General features: G+C 72.1%; 5 protein-coding genes. All 5 read right to left on the bottom strand.

All coding sequences use genetic code 11. From position 1 onward, the window contains the following. Nucleotides 1–109: 109 nt before the first annotated feature. From AC1DVI_RS15350 to AC1DVI_RS15330, 5 genes are read right to left on the bottom strand one after another with little or no spacing between them, the layout of a single operon-like run. The gene (locus AC1DVI_RS15350) at nucleotides 110–850 is read right to left on the bottom strand and encodes a thioesterase II family protein (protein ID WP_476958682.1); all 741 of its coding nucleotides are present in this window, start codon (nucleotides 848–850) and stop codon (nucleotides 110–112) included. Continuing rightward, nucleotides 850–2,502, bottom strand: coding sequence for a cyclic peptide export ABC transporter (locus AC1DVI_RS15345; protein WP_476958681.1), 1,653 nt, complete (start codon nucleotides 2,500–2,502; stop codon nucleotides 850–852). The genes AC1DVI_RS15350 and AC1DVI_RS15345 overlap by 1 nt, the downstream gene beginning before the upstream one ends. After that, nucleotides 2,499–4,148 (bottom strand): ATP-binding cassette domain-containing protein, encoded by a 1,650-nt coding sequence (locus tag AC1DVI_RS15340; protein ID WP_476958680.1) that lies wholly within the window; start codon nucleotides 4,146–4,148, stop codon nucleotides 2,499–2,501. The genes AC1DVI_RS15345 and AC1DVI_RS15340 overlap by 4 nt, the downstream gene beginning before the upstream one ends. After that, nucleotides 4,145–5,140: a TauD/TfdA family dioxygenase gene (locus AC1DVI_RS15335; protein ID WP_476958679.1), complete on the bottom strand. Its 996-nt coding sequence runs from the start codon at nucleotides 5,138–5,140 to the stop codon at nucleotides 4,145–4,147. Before AC1DVI_RS15335 ends, AC1DVI_RS15340 begins: the two co-directional genes overlap by 4 nt. Nucleotides 5,141–5,157: 17 nt before the next feature. Further along, entirely contained in the window at nucleotides 5,158–17,748 is a 12,591-nt protein-coding gene (locus AC1DVI_RS15330) for an amino acid adenylation domain-containing protein (protein ID WP_476958678.1), read from the bottom strand. Nucleotides 17,749–17,810: the final 62 nt, after the last annotated feature.

Genomic DNA, 17,810 nt, shown 5'->3' with positions numbered 1-17,810 from the left:
GAAAACGCCGCCGGTGATTGCCGGCGGCACCGTCATATGGGCTAACGAATGCGGTTGTTTCCGTCAAAGGATTTGCCATCAAAAAGAATTTCAGCGCTCAATGGGTGTTTCAAAAACTGTCCTCCGTTAGATATCGGACAATCGACGCGCGCTGCCCGTGCAGGAAGAAATGGCCGCCGGGAAGCGTGCGCAGTGTGAAGCCTACCCCGGCCAGCCGTTCCCAGCCGGCGACCTCCTCCACCGTGGCCTCGGTGTCCTCCGTCCCGGCGAAAGCCAGGATCGGCACCGAAAGCGGCGGCGGATCGGGTCCGAGGAAGGCGTCCGACATGGCGAAATCGGCCCGCAGCATGGGCAGCATCAGCGCCATCAGATCGTCGCAGGCCAGCACCTCGGGCGGTGTGCCGCCCAGCGCGGCGAGGCGGGTGCGGAAGGTCGCCTCGTCCAGCCCGTGGACGGGTGAACGCTGCGACGTCCGGTGCGGCGCCCGACGCCCCGACACGGCCAGCAGGACGGGCGGGCGGCCCAGCGCCACCAGTGCACGCGCGGTTGCGTAGGCCAGCGCTGCGCCCAGGGAGTGGCCGAACAGGATCAGCGGGCGGTTCCCCAGCGGTTCCAGCGCGGACAGCAGGGCGGGCACGGCGTCCTCCACCCGGCGCAGCGGCGGCTCGCCGATGCGGGTCTCCCGTCCCGGCAGGCGCACGGCCAGCAGCTCCGTGTCCGGCCCGACGTCCGCCGCCCAGTCTCGGAAGACGGCGGCGCCGGCCCCGGCGTAGGGGAAGCAGACCAGGGTGCGGCGCGGCGCCGGCCCCAGCCGGAAACCTTGCAGCCAGGGGGAGAGAGGCGGTGCCATCACGCCGGCTCCAGCGCGAACAGGTGATGGTGGGCGTGGCCTTCCTCGATGCGGCCCTCGTTCATGTGATAGACGCGGTCGGCGAGGCCGAACCAGCGCTCGTCATGGGTCACGCAGATCACGATCTTGCCCAACGCCTTCAGCTCCGGCAGCAGCTCCTCGTAGAAGACGCGGCGGAAATGCGGGTCCTGGTCGGCGGCCCATTCGTCCAGCACGATGACCGGCTTGTCCTCCAATTGCGCGACCACGAGGGCGAGGCGCTTGCGCTGGCCGGTGGACAGGGCGACCGTGCTGAAGCCGCCGTCGGCGACCGTCACCTTGTCCTGCATCTCCAGCCGTTCCAGCAGGGCGCTGACGCGCGCCGGGTCGGGGTCGGCCACGCCGTAGAGGCGGCGCGACAGGTGATGGTCGGAGAAGATGGCGGAGATCATGTCGCGGTAACTCTGCATCCGCTCCGCCGGCACCGGCTCCCCGTCGGCGAGCAGCTCGCCGCCGCTCAACGGCATCAGCCCGGTCAGCAGGCGCAGCATGGTGGATTTGCCGGAGCCGTTGCCGCCGGTGACAAAGGTGATCTCGCCCGCACGGAATTCCGCCGACAGCGGCCCGACCGCGAAGACCGGTGTGCCCTCGCCGTCGTGATAGGCGAAGCTGGCATCCTTCAGCGCGACGCTGGCGGGCGGGCCGGGCAGCCGCTCCGCCCCTTCGTCCGGGGCGCTTCCGGCGGCGGTGCGCAGCCGCTCCTCCATCGCCTCGATGTTGGACAGGGCCATCTCGGTCTGGGCGACCAACGGTGTGACGAAGGAGACGGTGCTGACCGGCCCGACGATGAACAGCGCCGCCGTGGTCGCCGCCACCACCACCTCGTGATAGCCGGTGGTGAACAGCGGTACGACGAAGACCATCATGCCGATCAGCGTGTAGAACATCGCCTCGACCAGCGCGAAGTTGCGACCCCACCGCTCCTTCATGTCGACATTCACCGCCCGCGCCCTGGACGAGGCGTCGGCGAGGTCGCGGATCAGCCCGTCGCCGCGGCGGCGGTTCATGCGCACCTCCTTGAAGCCGCGCAGCAGGTCGGTCAGCCCGTCGAAGACGCGCGTCTCGGCCGCTGCCGCCTCCACCATGCTGCGGCGCAGGCGCTGCACCCGCGCGACCTTCACGGCCACGGCGATCCCGGCGAAGGTGAAGGCCATCACGCAGGCCAGCGGCGACAGCCAGGCCAGATAGACCGCCAGGAAGACCAGCATCACCGCCTGCTGCCCGCCGATCGCCAGAAGCGGCAGGGTCTGGGCCAGCGTCTGGGTGTCCTGGGTCAGCACGCCGTGCAGTGACGCCCGCCCGATGCGGTCCACGGTCACGAGGTCGGCGCGGCGCACCAGATCGAAAAGGCGCAGGCGTATCTTGTGGATCAGCCGCTCGGCGTCCTGGGACGCGGTGACCAGCGCGTAATTGTGGGTCACCCCGAACAGCGTCACCGTGACCGCGTACATCACCAGAAGCCGCGGGCTGATGATTCCCTTGGCGGCGTCCTTGGCGGCGGCGTCGACCAGCCAGAGCAGCGCCGCGGTCGCGATCGCCGACAGGACGTTCATCAGGGCGAGCGCGCGCAGATTCTCCGGAAGCTCGCGCAGGACGATGGCGGCCAGCCTCATGCCACGCCCTCCGTCCTATGGGCGAGTTCGGTCAGTTGGCCTTCCTCCATGTGCAGGCGGCGGTCGGCGACGTCAAAGTAATGGTCGTCATGGGTCACTGCCACGATGGTCAGGCCGCGCCGCTTCAACTCCGGCACGACCTCCCGGTAGAACTTGAAGCGGAAATGCGGGTCCTGGTCGGCCGCCCATTCGTCGAGGATCAGGATCGGCGCCTTCTCCAGGATCGCGGCGACAAGACCCAGCCGCTTGCGCTGCCCGGCCGACAGGTCGCGCCGCCCGAAGCGGTCGCCGTCCAGGGCCGTCACCCGCTCCATCTCCATCCAGCGCATCAGCTCGGCGGCCTCCACAGGGTTGATGGCGTCCTGGCCGTAGAGGCGGGCGAACAGGTGGAAATCGGCGAAGACGGTCGCCATCAGCTCGCGGTAGGCGGCGATGCGCTGCGGCCCGACCGGCACCCCGTCCACCGTGATCCGCCCGCGCAGCGGGTGGTAGAGGCCGGTCAGCAGCTTGATGAAGGTCGATTTGCCGGACCCGTTGCCCCCGGTGATGAAGATCACCTCGCCGCGCCGGATGGTCAGGTCGAAGGGGCCGACCGCGAAGGGTGGCTCGCCCGGCGGGGCGGGGAAGGCGAACTCCACCCCCTCCATCCGCACGTCCGCGAAGTTGACCGGCACCGGCAGGGTGGGGCCGTCGCTCCCGGCCTCCGCCAACGCGGCGAGCTGGCCCTCCAGAGCCATCATGCGCCCGGCGGCGGCCTCCGCGGCGCTCATCACCGCCAGCGACTGCATCAGTCCGAAGACCGGGGCCGACATGAAGAAGATGGCGGCGGTGATCTTCACCAGCTCCGCCGAGATGGCACTGGAGTAGGACGGCACGACGAAGACGACCACGCCCAGCATCAGGTTGAAGGCGCATTCGCCGAACACGAACTGCTGCCAGGTGTGCAGATGAACCGCGCCGCGGGCCGTGGTGGTGCGGCCGGACACGGTGCCGAAGGCGGCGTTCAGATCGCGGCTGCGGGCGCTGTTCAGCCGCTGTTCCTTGAAGCCGTCGAACAGGTCCGACACGCCTTCGAACAGGGCGGCCTCCTCCGCCATCATGGCGCGCTGCCGCTCCTCCAGCGCGCGGCCCAGCCGGATGTAGAACCACGTCCCGGCGCCGAGCAGCCCGCCGATCAGCAGGAAGGCGACCGGCGAGATGGTGGCGATGTAGAGCAGGATCGTTCCGGTCAGCAGGACCGAACGCACCGTCAGCGCCAGGAACTGCGAGTTCTGCGAGATAAGCTGGCTGCTCTGCGTCACGCTTTCGAACAGAGGGGTCTGGCCGAAACGCTCCAGCTTCCACAGGTCGGCGCGGCGGATCTGGTCGAGCAGCCGCATGCGCAGGCTGTCCACCACCTCCTCCGCGTCCGCCGACAGGTGGGCGACCATGCGGCCTTCCAGAAGCATATAGAGGAGGACACTGACGACGAAGGCGGCGGCGAGCGGCACGTTGACGAAATCGGCCTTCTCCGCGGCGATCTCCTCCGCCCCGCGGTTGACCAATGCCAGCACCAGCGTGGAGAAGAGGGCCGACCCCAGCGCGTAGAGAACCAGCCGGCGCAGCGGCGCCGGTCCCAGCCGTCCCAGCAGGCGGAGGAGGTTCATCGTGCCCGATCCTGCGGCGCGGAATCCTGCGGGGCGCCATCGTCGATGCGGATGCGCAGCGCGTGACGCTCCGGGTCGGCGAAGGCGCCGCGCCCATGAAGCGCCTCGTGGTTGTTCATCGCCAGCAGGCTGTCGGACTCCAGGAAGGTCTCCAGCCGCCGGGCCGGGTTGTGCAACTCCGCCTGGAGGATGGCGAGCGCGCGGCGGACCTCCGGCGTGTCGTGCTCCGGACGGGCGGCCAGCCCGCGGCGCAGCGTGTCGGTGCGGAAGCGGATGAGCGGGCGGTCGCCGAAGACGGTGGCGAAGGTCACCTCGACCGCGTCCCGCGATCCGGTGCGGGTGAAGGTGGCGGGGATGCGGAAGGGCAGCGCCGTTCGCGACAGCAGGTCCAGCGCCCAGCGCCCTTTGTCGCTGCCGGCCAGAGCCGCGCGGACGCAACGGGCGTCGCGCAGGCTGGACCGCCCGCCACCGCAGGCCGCCGCCTGGGCGAAATAGAGCAGCATGTAGCGTTCGGGGTTCGGGAAATACTGGGTGTCGGTGTGGAAGTCGGCCTCGTCGGCGTGCTCGGAGAAGGTGGAGGCACCACCGCTGCGGACCAGCTCGGGGCGGAGCTTGATGTCCCACACCACCTTGCGGTCGATCCGGTCGGTCGCGGTCGGCGCGCCGATGCCGACGGCCAGCGCGTAGAGCAAGCGGCGCCGGGTGTCGAGATCGTGGTGGCCGAGATGGGCGCGGCGGATCAGCACGCCGCTGTGGCTGGTCTCCAGCCGGTCGCGGATCGCCGTGGCCAGGGCGGACAGGCCGGGCGCGGCCTCCGCCAGTTCGCCGCGCAGCTCGGCCTCCCGCCCGTCCGGGACGAGGGCCGCGGCATCGGTCTCTGTCCCATGGCGGGCGGCCAGGATGGCGAGGACCCGCCCGGTCTCTGCGTCGGGCAACGGCTCGACGGTGAATTCTCCGGAGCGGAAGCCCAGGTCATGGACGTGGTTCAGCATGAAAGGTCCCCAGGCGTTCATCGGGAGAAGAGGTCCGCGGCGGCGCGCAGCATGTCGGCCTGCCCGGCGCGGGGAACCGGCGGCCAGCCGAAGCCCATGCGGCCAAGCAGCGCTTGCGTGCGCTCGGAGGTCAGCTCCTGCCGCCGGCCGCGCGCCTGGGGGGAGCGCCCGCTGTAGAGCCCGAAGCCCTCCAGCGTCTGGGCCAGGGCGCCGTCCATGTCGGGTTCGCCGATGGCGCGCTCCAACCGGTCGAGCAGCGCGTCGAAGCCGACCGCCCGCACAGCACCAGCCATGCTCGCCGCCGAGGTGACGAAATCGGCCAGCGTGTCGCGGCGGTTGTTCTCCACATGGTGCGTCTCGTTGGCGAGGCCGGCGGCACCGGCCAGCAACGCCACGGCGCGGGCCACGCGATCGACGTGGCACAGCCAGACGTGCGAATCGTCGGGCACCACCCCCAGCCGCACGAAGGCGGCCAATTGCCGGAAGAAGGCGTTGTCCCGCAGGTTCAGCTGCAGCGGCCCGCCCTCCGCCGCGAAGACGACGTTGCCGACGCGGTGGATGCTGGCGTTGCGCAGGTCGCCGCGCGCCGCCGTGACCAGCCGTTCCGCCTCCTGCTTGCTGCGGACGTAGTAGTTCTCGTCGAGCGTCTCCGGCACCGCGTCGTACTCGGTGACCAATTTGAAGCCGTCCTCCGGCGCCTTGCCGGTGACCGACAGGGTGGAGATCAGGTGGAAGTCCGCAGGGTCGCCGCGCCGCGCGGCGGCGAGGTCGAGGAGACGGCGCGTGGCCTCCACATTGTCGGCGTGGAACTCCGCGTAATGGCCGAAATGGTTGACGTTGGCGGCGCAGTGGAAAACCGCCCGCAGCTCCTCCGCCAGTGCGCCGTGCGCCGTGGCTGTGAGGCCCAGCCCGTCGCGGCGCAGGTCGCCGGCCCGCACGGTCAGGCGCGGATCGCCGATCAGCTCGGCCCCGCCCGCCGCCCCGAAGTAGCCGGCCAGCACGCGGCCCAGCCGGGCTTGGGCGGCCCCGTCGTCGCTCCCGCGGACCAGGGCGGTCACCCCCCGTCGCGCCGGATCGGACAGAAGCTCCCGCAGCAGATAGGCGCCGAGATAGCCGGTGGCGCCGGTCAGCAGCACCTCGCCATAATCCCGCCGCTCCGTCCCGTCGAAGGCGTCGTAGGCCGCGTTGCGCACCTCGTAGGCTTGCTGTTGCTCGGCCAGCGCCCGGTCGCGGGCGGCGTCGAAGGCGGGCAGGGTCGCCTGATAGTCCCGCCAATGGGATCGGACGGCGGCGATGACGCGGTGCAGATGGTCCGGCTGGGGCCGCAGGCGCAACGCGAAATCCGCCAGCACCGGCGCCTCGTAGAGGTCGTTGATCTTGCAGGCGAATTCGCGGCGCAGGCGGTTGACCACGGCGATCGCCCGCAGGCTGTCGCCGCCCAGCTCGAAGAAGCCGGCCTCCCGCCCCGGAACAGGCCGCTGGAGCTGCTCCGCCCACAGCTCCGCCACCCGCTGCTCCACCGCGTTGCGCGGCGGGGTGTAGGCGCCAGCGGCCGTGCCTTCGGAGGGCGCGTGGTCGGCCAGCGCCTGCAGCAGCGCCTTGCGGTCCACCTTGCCGGCCACCGTCACCGGGATCGCCGGCACCCGGATCACCGCCGCCGGCACCATGTAGGCGGGCAGCGCCGCCGCCGCATGGGCGGTCCAGGCTGCTTGCGTCGGCTCCGCGGCGTCGGGCGCGAGGCTGACGAAGGCCCACAGCGTCTGGGTGCCGCCCGGCGGCGTGTCCACCAGGGCCACCGCCTGCTGCACGCCGGGGTAGGATTCCAGCCGGTGCTCGATCTCGCCGAGTTCTACGCGCTGACCGCGCAGCTTCACTTGGCTGTCCGACCGGCCGAGCACCAGCAGTTCGCCATTGGGCAGCCAGCGGCCGAGGTCGCCGGTGCGGTAGCGGCGGCCCTTCGCCGTCTCGACGAAGGCGGCGGCGGTCAGGTCGGGCCGGTTCAGGTAACCGATGGCCAGCCCCAGGCCGCTCAGCCAGATATGGCCGATGGCGCCAGGGGGCACCGGCTCGCCGTCCTCGTCCAGGATGTGGATGGCGGTGTTGGGCAGTGGGCGCCCGGCGCTCATCCACGGCGAGTCCGGGGACAGGATGCCGATGCTGGCCGCGGCGGTGTTCTCGGTTGGGCCGTAGCCGTTGATGTAGCGCAGCCGCGCCGCGTAGTGCAGGGCGTCGGCGGCGTTGGGCGGCTCGCCCACCGTCATCAGGATGCGCAGGGTCGGCAGGTCCGCCTGCTCGAACAGCCGCAGGTAGGAGGGCGGCAGGGTGGCGGAGGTGACGCCCAGCCGCTCCATCTTGGCGCGCAGCCCGGCGGTGTCGTCCATCTCGGCGCGGCGGATTGGAACCAGCGCGCCGCCGGTCGCCCAGGTCATCACGGAATCGGAAATCCAGGCGTCGAAGGAGGGGGAGGAGCTGAGGAGCGTCCGTTCGTCCGGCTGGACGCCCATCATCCGCGCCATCGACAGGCCGAGGTTCAGCAGCCCACCATGATGCAGCACGACCCCCTTCGGCACCCCGGTGGACCCCGAGGTGTGGATGATGTAGGCGGGATCGCCGGGGCCGCTGCGTTCCCCGGCCTCCGGTTCATGGGAATGGGCGGCGCGGAAGTCCTCGGTCAGGGATTCCGGGCGGAGAACCGCATATCCGGCCTGCGCCAGCGCGTCGGGCAGAGGGTGGCCGTCCAGCGCCACGACGACGCGGATGGCCGCGTCGCGGGCGATGAAGGACAGCCGATCCGCGGGCAGGTCGCGGGTCAGCGGCAGATAGGCGACCCCGGCCTTCCAGATCGCCAGCACCGCTTCGGGCAGGGCGGGCGAGCGCTCCGTCAGGACGCCGACCGCGTCACCGGTCCGCACCCCCTGCGCCAGCAGCGCGTGGGCCAGCGCGTTGGCGCGGGCGTTCATCGCGGCGTAGCTGATCGCGCCGTCATCGGTGATGAGGGCTGGGCGATCCGGCTGCGAGCGCGCCAGCGCGGCGAACTGGTGGTGGAAGCAGGGAACCGGGTGCGGCATCGCCGGACCGCGCTCCCACACGGCGAGCAACGTCTCCTCGTCCGGCAGCAGGGCGGGCAACGGTTCGCCCCGCACTCGCTGCGGATCGGCCAGCCGCCGCGCCCAGCCGGCCAGCGCCGCGGTCCAGGCCTGCGCGGTTTCCCGCTCGTAGAGGGCGGCGTTGGCGTAGAGCTGGAGGACCAGCCCGCCGTCCGCCTGCCCCTCATGCACCAGGACGAGGTCCTGGGCGGGAGCGCTGTGGCGCAGCTCGTAATGGATGCCGTCGCTGTTGAAGGCGTCGATGGCCGCGAAGCGAAGCCCGTCACCCCTTGGGGCGGCCATCGCCGGATTTTCCGTCACCGCCAGATCGAACAGCGGGTAGCGGGCGGGATGATGCGCCTGCGGCTGGTGGCGCCGGAACTCCTGGTGGATGCGGGCGAAGGGCTGGCGGCCGTGACGCAAGGCTTCCGCCAGACGGCTTTGCGTGGCCTTGACGGCCTGTTCCAGCGGCTCGCTCCGGTCCACCCGGAAAGGCACCGGCAGCATGTTGACATAGTAGCCGACGACGCCCGCCTCCTCCGCCGTTTCGCGGGTGGAGGCGGCGGTGCCCATCAGGAACGCCGCCCGGCCTGTGCGGCGCCGCACCTCCCACGCCATCAGGGTCATCATCAGGGCGTGCAGGCTGGCGCCGTTGCGCCGGGCGAGGGCGCGCAACGCCTCCGCCACGTCCGGGGCGAGGCGGACGCGGTGGCAATGGCTTCCCTTGGCCGTCTCCGCGCTGCGCACCGGCGGACGGGGATTATCAAGCGGCCATTCTTCGAAAGCGGCGGGGTCGATTCCGGCGAGCAGGCTGTGCCAATGCTCGGCATCCTGGCGGGCAGTCTCGCCAGCCAGATAGGCCTCCTCCCGCGCGGCGGAGCGGCCGAAGCCGGGCGCGCGGTCGGGCAGGGACTCCCCGCGCAGAAGTGCCGCGAGGTCGTCGGCCAGCAGGCCGAGCGACAGGCCGTCACCGATGGAATGGTGCAGCGCCAGCCAGAACAGGGCGCCGCTGCCGTCCGCCGACCGCACCAGCCCGGCCCGCCACAGCGGCGGAGCGGCCATGGCGAAGGGTGCCGTCTGGCGGTCCCGGATGAGGTCGAGCGCGGCGGCGCGGTCGGAGGCCGTCGCAGTTTCCAGGCCGGCGGTTGTCAAATGGACAGTCCGGCGCAGCGTGCCGTCCCCGTCCTCCTGGAAGCTGGTGCGCAACGCCTCGTGCCGGTCGGCGAGGGCGGTCCAGGCGGCTTGCCAGCGGTCGTCGGTCGGGACGTCGCCCTCCACCGACAGCGTCAGGGGGATGGTGAAGCCGCGGGTGTCCAGCGCGGCTTCCTCGGCCACCCAGAACTCCCGCTGGCCTTCCGTCGCGCGGTCGGAGTCGGCCTCCGGCAGGGTGGTTGTCGGAACGGCGGCGGCGAGGCGGGCGGCGAAGCCGCACAAGGTCGGTTCGGTGAACAGGTCGCGAGCCGAGACCGGGCGCCCCAGCTCCGTCTCCAGCGCGTGGGCGACGGCGATGGCGAGCAGGCTGTGGCCGCCGAGGGCGAAGAAATTGTCGTCGCGCCAGACCGGGCCGCGGCCCAGCCGCTCCGTCCAGACGCGGGCGACGGTCTCCTCAAGCCGGCCTTGCGGCGCCATCTGTGCACCCTGTGGAGCACGGCCGGCGATCAGTTCCTGCAGGGCCGCGCGGTCCACCTTGCCGGACGCCGTGACCGGCACCGTCTCCACCGCGATCACCCCCGCCGGGATCATCACGGCGGGCAGCCGCTCGGCCAGCCAACCACGCCAGGACTCCTCGGCCGGGACCGGCTTGCCGGGGATGGGGCGGACGAAGGCCCACAGGCTCTGTGCGACGCCGGCCTTGCCCTGCACCAGGGCCACGGCTTGCGCGATGTCGGGGTGGGCGCCCAGCGCCTGTTCGATCTCGCCGAGTTCGATGCGGATGCCGTTCAGTTTCACCTGATCGTCGATGCGGCCCAGCACCTCCAACTCGCCGTCGGCGCGCCAGCGCCCGAGGTCGCCGGAGCGGTAGAGCCGCCCGCGTCCCGTCCCGATGAAGGCCGCCTCCTCCTGCTCCGGGCGGTTCCGATAGCCGCGGGCGAGGTTGGCGCCGCCCAGCCAGATCTCCCCCACCGCCCCCGGCGGCACCGGGCGGCCCGCCGCGTCGCGGATGTGGACCGACGTGTTGGGCAGCGGACGCCCGACGGGCAGGAAGCCCCGGTCCTCCGCGCCGAGCAGCCCCATGGCGCTGGTGATGGTGTTCTCGGTCGGGCCGTAGGCGTTGTAATAGCGCAGCCGCCCGGCGTACGCCCGGATGTCGGCCGCCAGCGGCGCCTCGCCCCCGGTCACCAGGATGCGCAGCGACGGCAGCTCCGCCCCGTCGAACAGGCGCAGATAGGTCGGGGTGAGGTCGGCGACGGTCACCCGCTGCTCCGCCAGGAAGGCGATCAGGTGTGCCGGCGCGCTCAGCACCTCGTAGGGAACGGCGCAGAGCGCCGCCCCGGCGGCCAGCGGCACGCCGATGTCCGACAGCGACACGTCGAAGGAGGGCGAGGCGAACATCAGCGTCCGGTCCTCGGCGGTCAGACCGAAGGTTTCCACGGCACCCAAGACCATGTTCACATAGGCGCCGTGGCTGACCGGCGTGCCCTTGGGGCGACCGGTGGAGCCGGAGGTGTAGAGGATGTAGGCGGTGTCCTCCGGTCCGGTCGCGGCTTGCGGACGGTGGGCGTGCGCCGTACGGAAATCGGCGGACAGGTCTTCCGGGCGCAGAACGGGCAGGGCGGACAGCGCGTCGGGCACCGCCGCGCCGTCCAGCGCCAGCAGCAGTGCCGCCCCGGCGTCCCCGGCGATGAAGGCCAGCCGTTCCGCCGGCAGATCGGCGGCGAGCGGCAGATAGACCGCGCCCGCTTTCCACACGCCGAGAAGCGCGGCGGGCAGGTTCGGCGAGCGGCCGGTCAGCACGCCGACCACGCTGCCCCGCTCCACCCCGCGTCCCCACAGGGCGTGGGCGATGGCGTTGGCTTCCGCCTCCACGGCGCGGTAGGTCAACACGCGGTCGGCACCGATGACCGCCGGGCGTCCGCCCTGGCCGGTGCCGGGGCGGTCGATCAGCCGCTCGAACAGCGCGTGGAAGGGCAGCGTAGGGCGCTCCGCCGCCGGACCATGCTCCCACGAAGCGAGAGTGGCTTCTTCCTCCGGCAGCAGGACGGGCGGCGTCGCCTCGGCGCGGGCGGCATCGCCCCCCAGCCAGCGCGCCCAGCCGGCCAGCGCCTCGAACCAGCGCTCCGCCGTGTCCTTGGCGTAGAGCGCGGCGTTGACGTGCCATTGCAGCAGCAGCCCGCCGTCGGCCAGCCCTTCGTGTATCAGCACCATGTCCTGGCCCGGCGAATGGCCAGTGCGTTCATAGACCAGCCCGTCGCCATCGGGGCGGACGAAGCGCAGCGGGCCGGGAACGGGGCTGGCTTGCGGGTTTTCCGTCACCGCGATGTCGAACAGTGGGTAGCGGGCCGGGTCGCGCTGCTGCGGGCGATCCGCCCAGAAGCCGTGGCAGATCCGTGCGAAGGGCAGGCGGGCGTGTTGCAGCGCTCCAGCCAGAGCCGCCTGGGTGGCGCGCAACTCCGCTGCGAAAGGCAGCCCGGCAGCGGGCCGGAAAGCCAGCGGCAGCATGGTCACGCCATAGCCGACAACCCGCGTATCTTCGGCGGTTTCCCGAATATCGCCGGTGGTGCCGATGGTGAAGTCGTCGCGCCCGGTACGCCGCCGCACCTCCCGCGCTAGCAGGGTCAGGAAGACGGCGTGCAGGCTGGCCTCGTGCCGACGGGCGACGGTCTTCAACCCGGCGGCGGTGGCCGGGTCCAACCGCAACTCGAAGCGGTGGCTGCCCGGTGCGACCCCGGCGGCGCGCGGCGTGTCGAGCGGCCAGTCGTCGAACGCCTCGGCGGGCAGGGCGGACAGGTGTTCCCGCCAATGGGCCTCGTCCGCCGCTCGGTCCGGGCTGTCCAGATAACGCCGCTCGCGGGCGGCCATGGCGGCGTAGCGGGCGGGCAGAGGAGGCAGGAGCTTGCCCGCCAACAACGCGGTCAATTCCTCCAGCAGGATGCCGACCGAGCGTCCGTCGCCGATGGAGTGGTGCATCGCCATCCAGAACAGCGGCGCACCGCCGTCCGCCGGGGTCACCAGCCCGGCCCGCCACAGCGGCGCCTCGGCCATGGCGAAGGGCTGCCCCTGGCGCACGCGGATGTGGGCCAGTGCCGCGGCGCGGTCGGGTTGCTTGGACAGTTCCGGAGTGACGTCGATGGTGGGGGTGATGCAGCGGCGCAACCGTCCTTCGGCGTCCTCCGCGAAGGTCGTGCGCAATGCCTCGTGCCGCTCCACGAGCGCTGTCCAGGCGTCCGACCAGCGGGCCGCGTCCGGCATCGCTCCGTCCACGGCGCGGACCACCGGGATGATGAAGGGCCGGGTGTCCAGCCCCGCCGCCTCGGCCACCCAGAACTCCCGTTCGCCTTCGGTGGCGAGGTCGGATTCGTCGGCGTCGGCTTGCGGCGTTTCCGCATCGCGCAACTCCGCCACCTTGCGGGCGAAGCCGGCCAAGGTCGGGGCGGCGAACAGGGCGCGCGCCGGGACGGTCACGCCCAGCTCCTGCGACAGCCGGTGCGCGACGGTCACCGCCAGCAGGCTGTTGCCGCCGAGCGCGAAGAAGTTGTCGCTGCGCGCGACCTCCTCACCCAGCAGACCGCCCCACAGGGCGGCGATGCGGCGTTCGAGTTCGTCCTGCGGCGCCTGCCGCTCCGCCGTGGCGGCGTGGCCCTGTGCATGGGCGAGGCGGAGCAGGGCGTCGCGGTCGATCTTGCCCGCGGGCGTCAGGGGAATGCTGTCCACCGCCGTCACGCTGGCCGGCACCATGAAAGCGGGCAGGCGATCGGCGAGGAAGGCGCGCCATGCCTCCTCGTCGGGCAGGGCGGCGCCGTCCTTGGCGCGGACGAAGGCGCGCAGCGCCTTGGTGCCCTCCGCCGCGGCGTCCACCAGGACGACGGCCTGCGCGGCGGCGGGGTGGGCCAGCAGGTCCTGCTCGATCTCGGCAAGCTCGACGCGCTGGCCGTGCAGCTTCACCTGATGGTCGATGCGGCCGCACAGGATCAGTTGCCCGTCCGCTGTCCAGCGCCCCAGGTCGCCGGTGCGGTAGAAGCGGCCCTCCGCCGTCTCGACGAAGGCGCGGGCGGTCAGCTCCGGGTTGTTGAGATAGCCGCGGGCGAGGCCCACCCCGCCCAGCCACAGTTCCCCCGGCAGGCCGGGCGGAACCGGCGTGCCGTCCGGACGGCGCAGCGTGACGCGGGKGTTGGGCAGCGGGCGCCCGGCGGGCACCGGCCCGCCGCGTCCACTGTTCGGCAGAATGCGGCCCATGGACGCGAGGATGCTCGCCTCCGTGGGGCCGTAGGCGTTCCAGAAGGCGAGATCGGCGGCGTGGTGGCGGGCGTCGTCGGCGTTCGGCGCCTCCCCGCCGGTCAGCAGGACGCGCAGGCCGCGGAACGGCTTCTCCTGGCTGACCCGTAGGTAGGAGGGCGCGTGGAAAGCCACGGTGACGCCCAACGCCGCGTAGGCGTCCTTCAGCGCCCAGGGGTCGTCGCGTAGGTCCGGCGGCACGGGAACCAAAGCCATTCCGTGCAGCAGCGCCAGTCCGAGTTCCCACAGCGACGCGTCGAATCCCGGCGTCGCCGCCAGCGCCATGCGGTCGTCCGCCCGCAGGCCGACCGTCTCCCCCGTCGCGAGCGCGGCGTTGATGAAACCGGCGTGCCGGACCGCCACGCCCTTCGGATGTCCGGTCGTGCCGGAGGTGTAGATGATATAGGCGAGGTCGTCCGGCGCCCCGGCCACAGCCGTCGGTGCGGCGGAGCCTTCCAGGATCTCCGGGCGGATCAGCGTCGGCACGGCTTCGGCCAGGGCGGGCGGGACGGGCTGGCCGTCCAGCGCGATCAGCAGCCGGACGCCGGCGTCGCGGACCATATAGGCCATGCGCTCCGGCGGCAAATCCTGGGCCAGCGGCAGATAGGCCGCCCCCGCTTTCCAGACGCCGAGCACCGCCGCCGGCAGGTCCGGCGCGCAGCCGGTCAGCACCGCTACGGCCTCCTGCCGCGCCACGCCGCAGCGGAGCAGGGCGGCGGCGATGCGGTCGGCGTCCCGGTTCAGGTCGCCATAGGTCTGCACGCCGCTGCGGGTGACCACGGCGGGGCGGTCCGGCTGGCGGGCGGCAATCTCTTCGAACAGCTCATGGGCACGGTGGGCCGGACGGGGACGCTCCTTGCCATGCTCCCAGCGCTCCAGAAGGGCCGACTCCTCCGGCAGCAGGGCGGGCAGCGGGGCCGCCAGCCGCGCCGGTTCGGCGGCCAGCCAGCGCGCCCAGGCGGCGAAGCCGACCAGCCAGGAGCGCGCGGTGTCCTCCGCATAAACGTCCGGATTCCACAACAGCGCCAGTTCCAGCCCTTCGCCGTCCTCCGCCGTCACCGGCTCGTGGCTGAAGGCGAGGTCGAGGCCGGCGGCGGGGTGGGCGAGCGCACCGGGCAGGCGGCGCGGGGTCAGGGACAGGCCGCTGGCCGGATCGATGCTGGTTCGCGGCGGGTTGGCGGTCAGCGCCACCGCGAAGAGGTTGGGGCGGGCGGGCGGCTGCGCGTCGGGGCGCCGCTGGCGGAATTCACGCTGGATCAGGTTGGCGGGCAGGCCGGCGTGTCCGACCGCCTCGGTCAGCGCGTCCTGGGCGGCGCGAACCTGTCCGGCCAACGCTCCGGTGACGCCGGGCAGGACGACCGGCACGAGATTGACGAAATGCCCGACCGCGTCCTCGGCTCCTGCGGGGCGCAACGAAACGCCGGTGCCCAGGATCAGGTCGGCCCGTCCGCTGCGCCGCCGCGCCTCCGCCGCCAGGATCGCCAGAAGCAGGCCGTGCAGGCCGACGCCCTGCGTCTTCGCGATGGCGGTGAGGGCCGCGGTGGTCGCGGCGTCCAGCCGCTCCGCCAGGGGCGGGGCGGAGCGCCCGCCGGGCGTGGTTGGACGCGGCTGGTCGAGCGGAAGCTCCTCGAACGCCTCCGGGGGCAGGGCGTCCAGTCTGGCTTGCCAGAAGGCGCGGTCCTGCGCCGCCCGGTCGGAACGGAGGTGGCGCGCCTCGTCCCGCGCGGCCAGCGCGATGCCGTGCGGCGCCGGAGGCAGGGGGTGGCCCAGCAGCAGGGCCAGGACATCCTCCTGCACCGTGTGGGCGGACTGGCCGTCCACCACGGCATGATGCAGCACGAACCAGAACAGCGTCTCATTGCCGGATTCGATAAACATCAGGCCGGCGCGGGCCAGCGGCGCCTCGGTCAGGGCGAAGGGCGTCTCGGCGTAGCCGGCGATCAGTTCCCGCGCCTCCTCCGGGACGTGGCAGCGGTCGATGGAAAAGCCGACGGAGGGCGGCAGGGCGGTGATGGGAACCGTGCGCCAGCGCACCCGCCCGTCGGCGTCGGCGTGGAAGGCGGTGCGCAGGGCCGGGTGGCGCTCCAGCAGGGCGACCCAGGCGGCGCGCCAGCGCTCCACCTCCGGAACCGGGCCGCGCACCGACAGGACGCGCACGACGTGCGATCCGGCGGCGGCGAGGCCGAGCTTGGCGGCGACCCAGAAATCCTCCTGTCCGGCGGTGGGGGGGCCATCGGTCAGGTCCGGCGGGGCGGTGTCCTCGTCCGTCTGTTCCGCGATGCGGCGGGCCAACGCCTCCACCGTCTGAGCGGCCAGGATCACCGGCACCGTGACCGGATGGCCGAGCGTATGGAGGCGCTGGCCCACCGCGATGGCGAGCAGGCTGGTGCCGCCGATGGCGAAGAACAGGTCGTCCCGCATCACCGGGCGGGTGTCCAGCACCTCCTCCCACACCGCGGCGATGGCCCGCTCCAGATCGCCTTGCGGTGGCGTTCCGCCCGTGCCGCGCGCGGCGGTCAATGCCTCTTCGGCGAGCGCCAGCAGGGCGCGGCGGTCGGTTTTTCCGGCGGAGCTGATCGGCATCCGCGCCACGGCGCGGACCCGCGCCGGCACCATGTAGGCGGGCAGGCTGCGGCCGAGGAAGGCGCGCCAGTCTTCCGACTGCGCCGCCTCCGGATCGGTGCTTTCCACAATGGCGGTCAGGCGGCCCTGATGCTGAAGGGCGGCGGCGCGGCTGACCAGCGGGTGGCGCAGCAGGGTCCGCTCGATCTCGCCCAGCGACACCGACTGGCCGGACACCTTCACCATGTCGTCGGCGCGGCCCAGCGTCTCCAACTCGCCGTCCGCGTTCCAGCGCCCCAGGTCGTGCGTGCGGTAGGCGCGCCCGAAGCGCGTCTCGACGAAATTCTCCGCCGACAGGTCGGGCTGGTTCAGGTAGCCGCGCGAAACGCCCCGCCCGACGACGTGGATCTCCCCGACTTCGCCGTCGGGGACCTCGTTGCCGTGGCGGTCCAGAAGATGAACGGCATTGTTGGTGAAAGGCCGTCCGCTGGGCAGCGGGCCGTCGCCACGGGGACTCACCTTGTGCATGCAGATGGTGCCGCAGACCTCGGTGGCGCCATGCATGTTCCAATAGTCGAGATGGCGGGCGTAATGCCGCGCGTCGTCGGGGTTCGGCCGCTCCCCGGCGGTCAGGATCATGCGCAGACCCGCCGGCACCGCCCCGCGCAGAAGCCGCAGGTAAGACGGCGTGAACAGCGCGATGGTCACGCCCAGCCGGGCCATATGGTCAAGCAACCGCGCCGGATCGTCGATCAGCGCGCGCGAGGCCGGGACGTAGGCGGCCCCGGAGAGCAGCGGCAGGCACAACTCCCGGAAACCCAGGATGAAGCCGGGGGAGGTGGACAGCAGCACCCGGTCGCCCGGACCGACGCCCTGCGCTTCCGTGTGGCCGAGCGCCAGATTCACGCAGGCGTCGTGCTGGATCAGCACGCCCTTCGGCTGGCCGGTGGAGCCGGAGGTGAAGAGTATGACCCCCAGCCCATTTGCCGGACCGGGCCGGTTCGGGCGCTCCGTGGACTTGGCGCGGCTGTCCCCGTCCAGGGATTCGGGGCGCAGGACGGCTTGCGGCCGCTCCGTTCCGCCGTTGACGGACAGGGCATCGGCCAGCGCGTCCGGCGGGGTCAGCCCATCCAGCGCGATCAGCAGCCGCATCCCCGCTTGCCGCGCCATGTTCGCCAGCCGCTCCGGCGGCAGGTCGGCGACCATCGGCACATAGACGCCGCCCGCCTTGAGAATCCCCAGAAAGGCCTGCGGCAGATCGCCCGACCGCTCCGCCAGAACGCCGACCGGCTCCTCCCTGTCCAGCCCGAGCGCCAGCAGCGCGTGGGCCAGAGCGTTGGCCGCCGCGTCCAACCCGGCATAGTCGAGGATGCCGGCCTCCGTCACCACCGCCGGAGCGGTGGGATGCCGCTCGGCAAGCCGTTCGAATCCCTCGTGCAAACGAAGATCGGGCCAGAGTCGGACCGGCCCGAAACCGTTGGACAGATGAAGGCGGTCGTCGGGGAGGTGCGGCGTGGTGTCGGGCATCGAAATCCCCACAATTCCTTCGGCGTTGCAATGATCCGACGGGAAAACTCGCGACGAACTTT

The sequence above is a fragment of the Azospirillum sp. P4_B5 genome (assembly GCF_056402275.1).
Note: the sequence above shows the minus strand (reverse complement) of the source record. Positions and strands in the feature narration are given on the sequence as shown.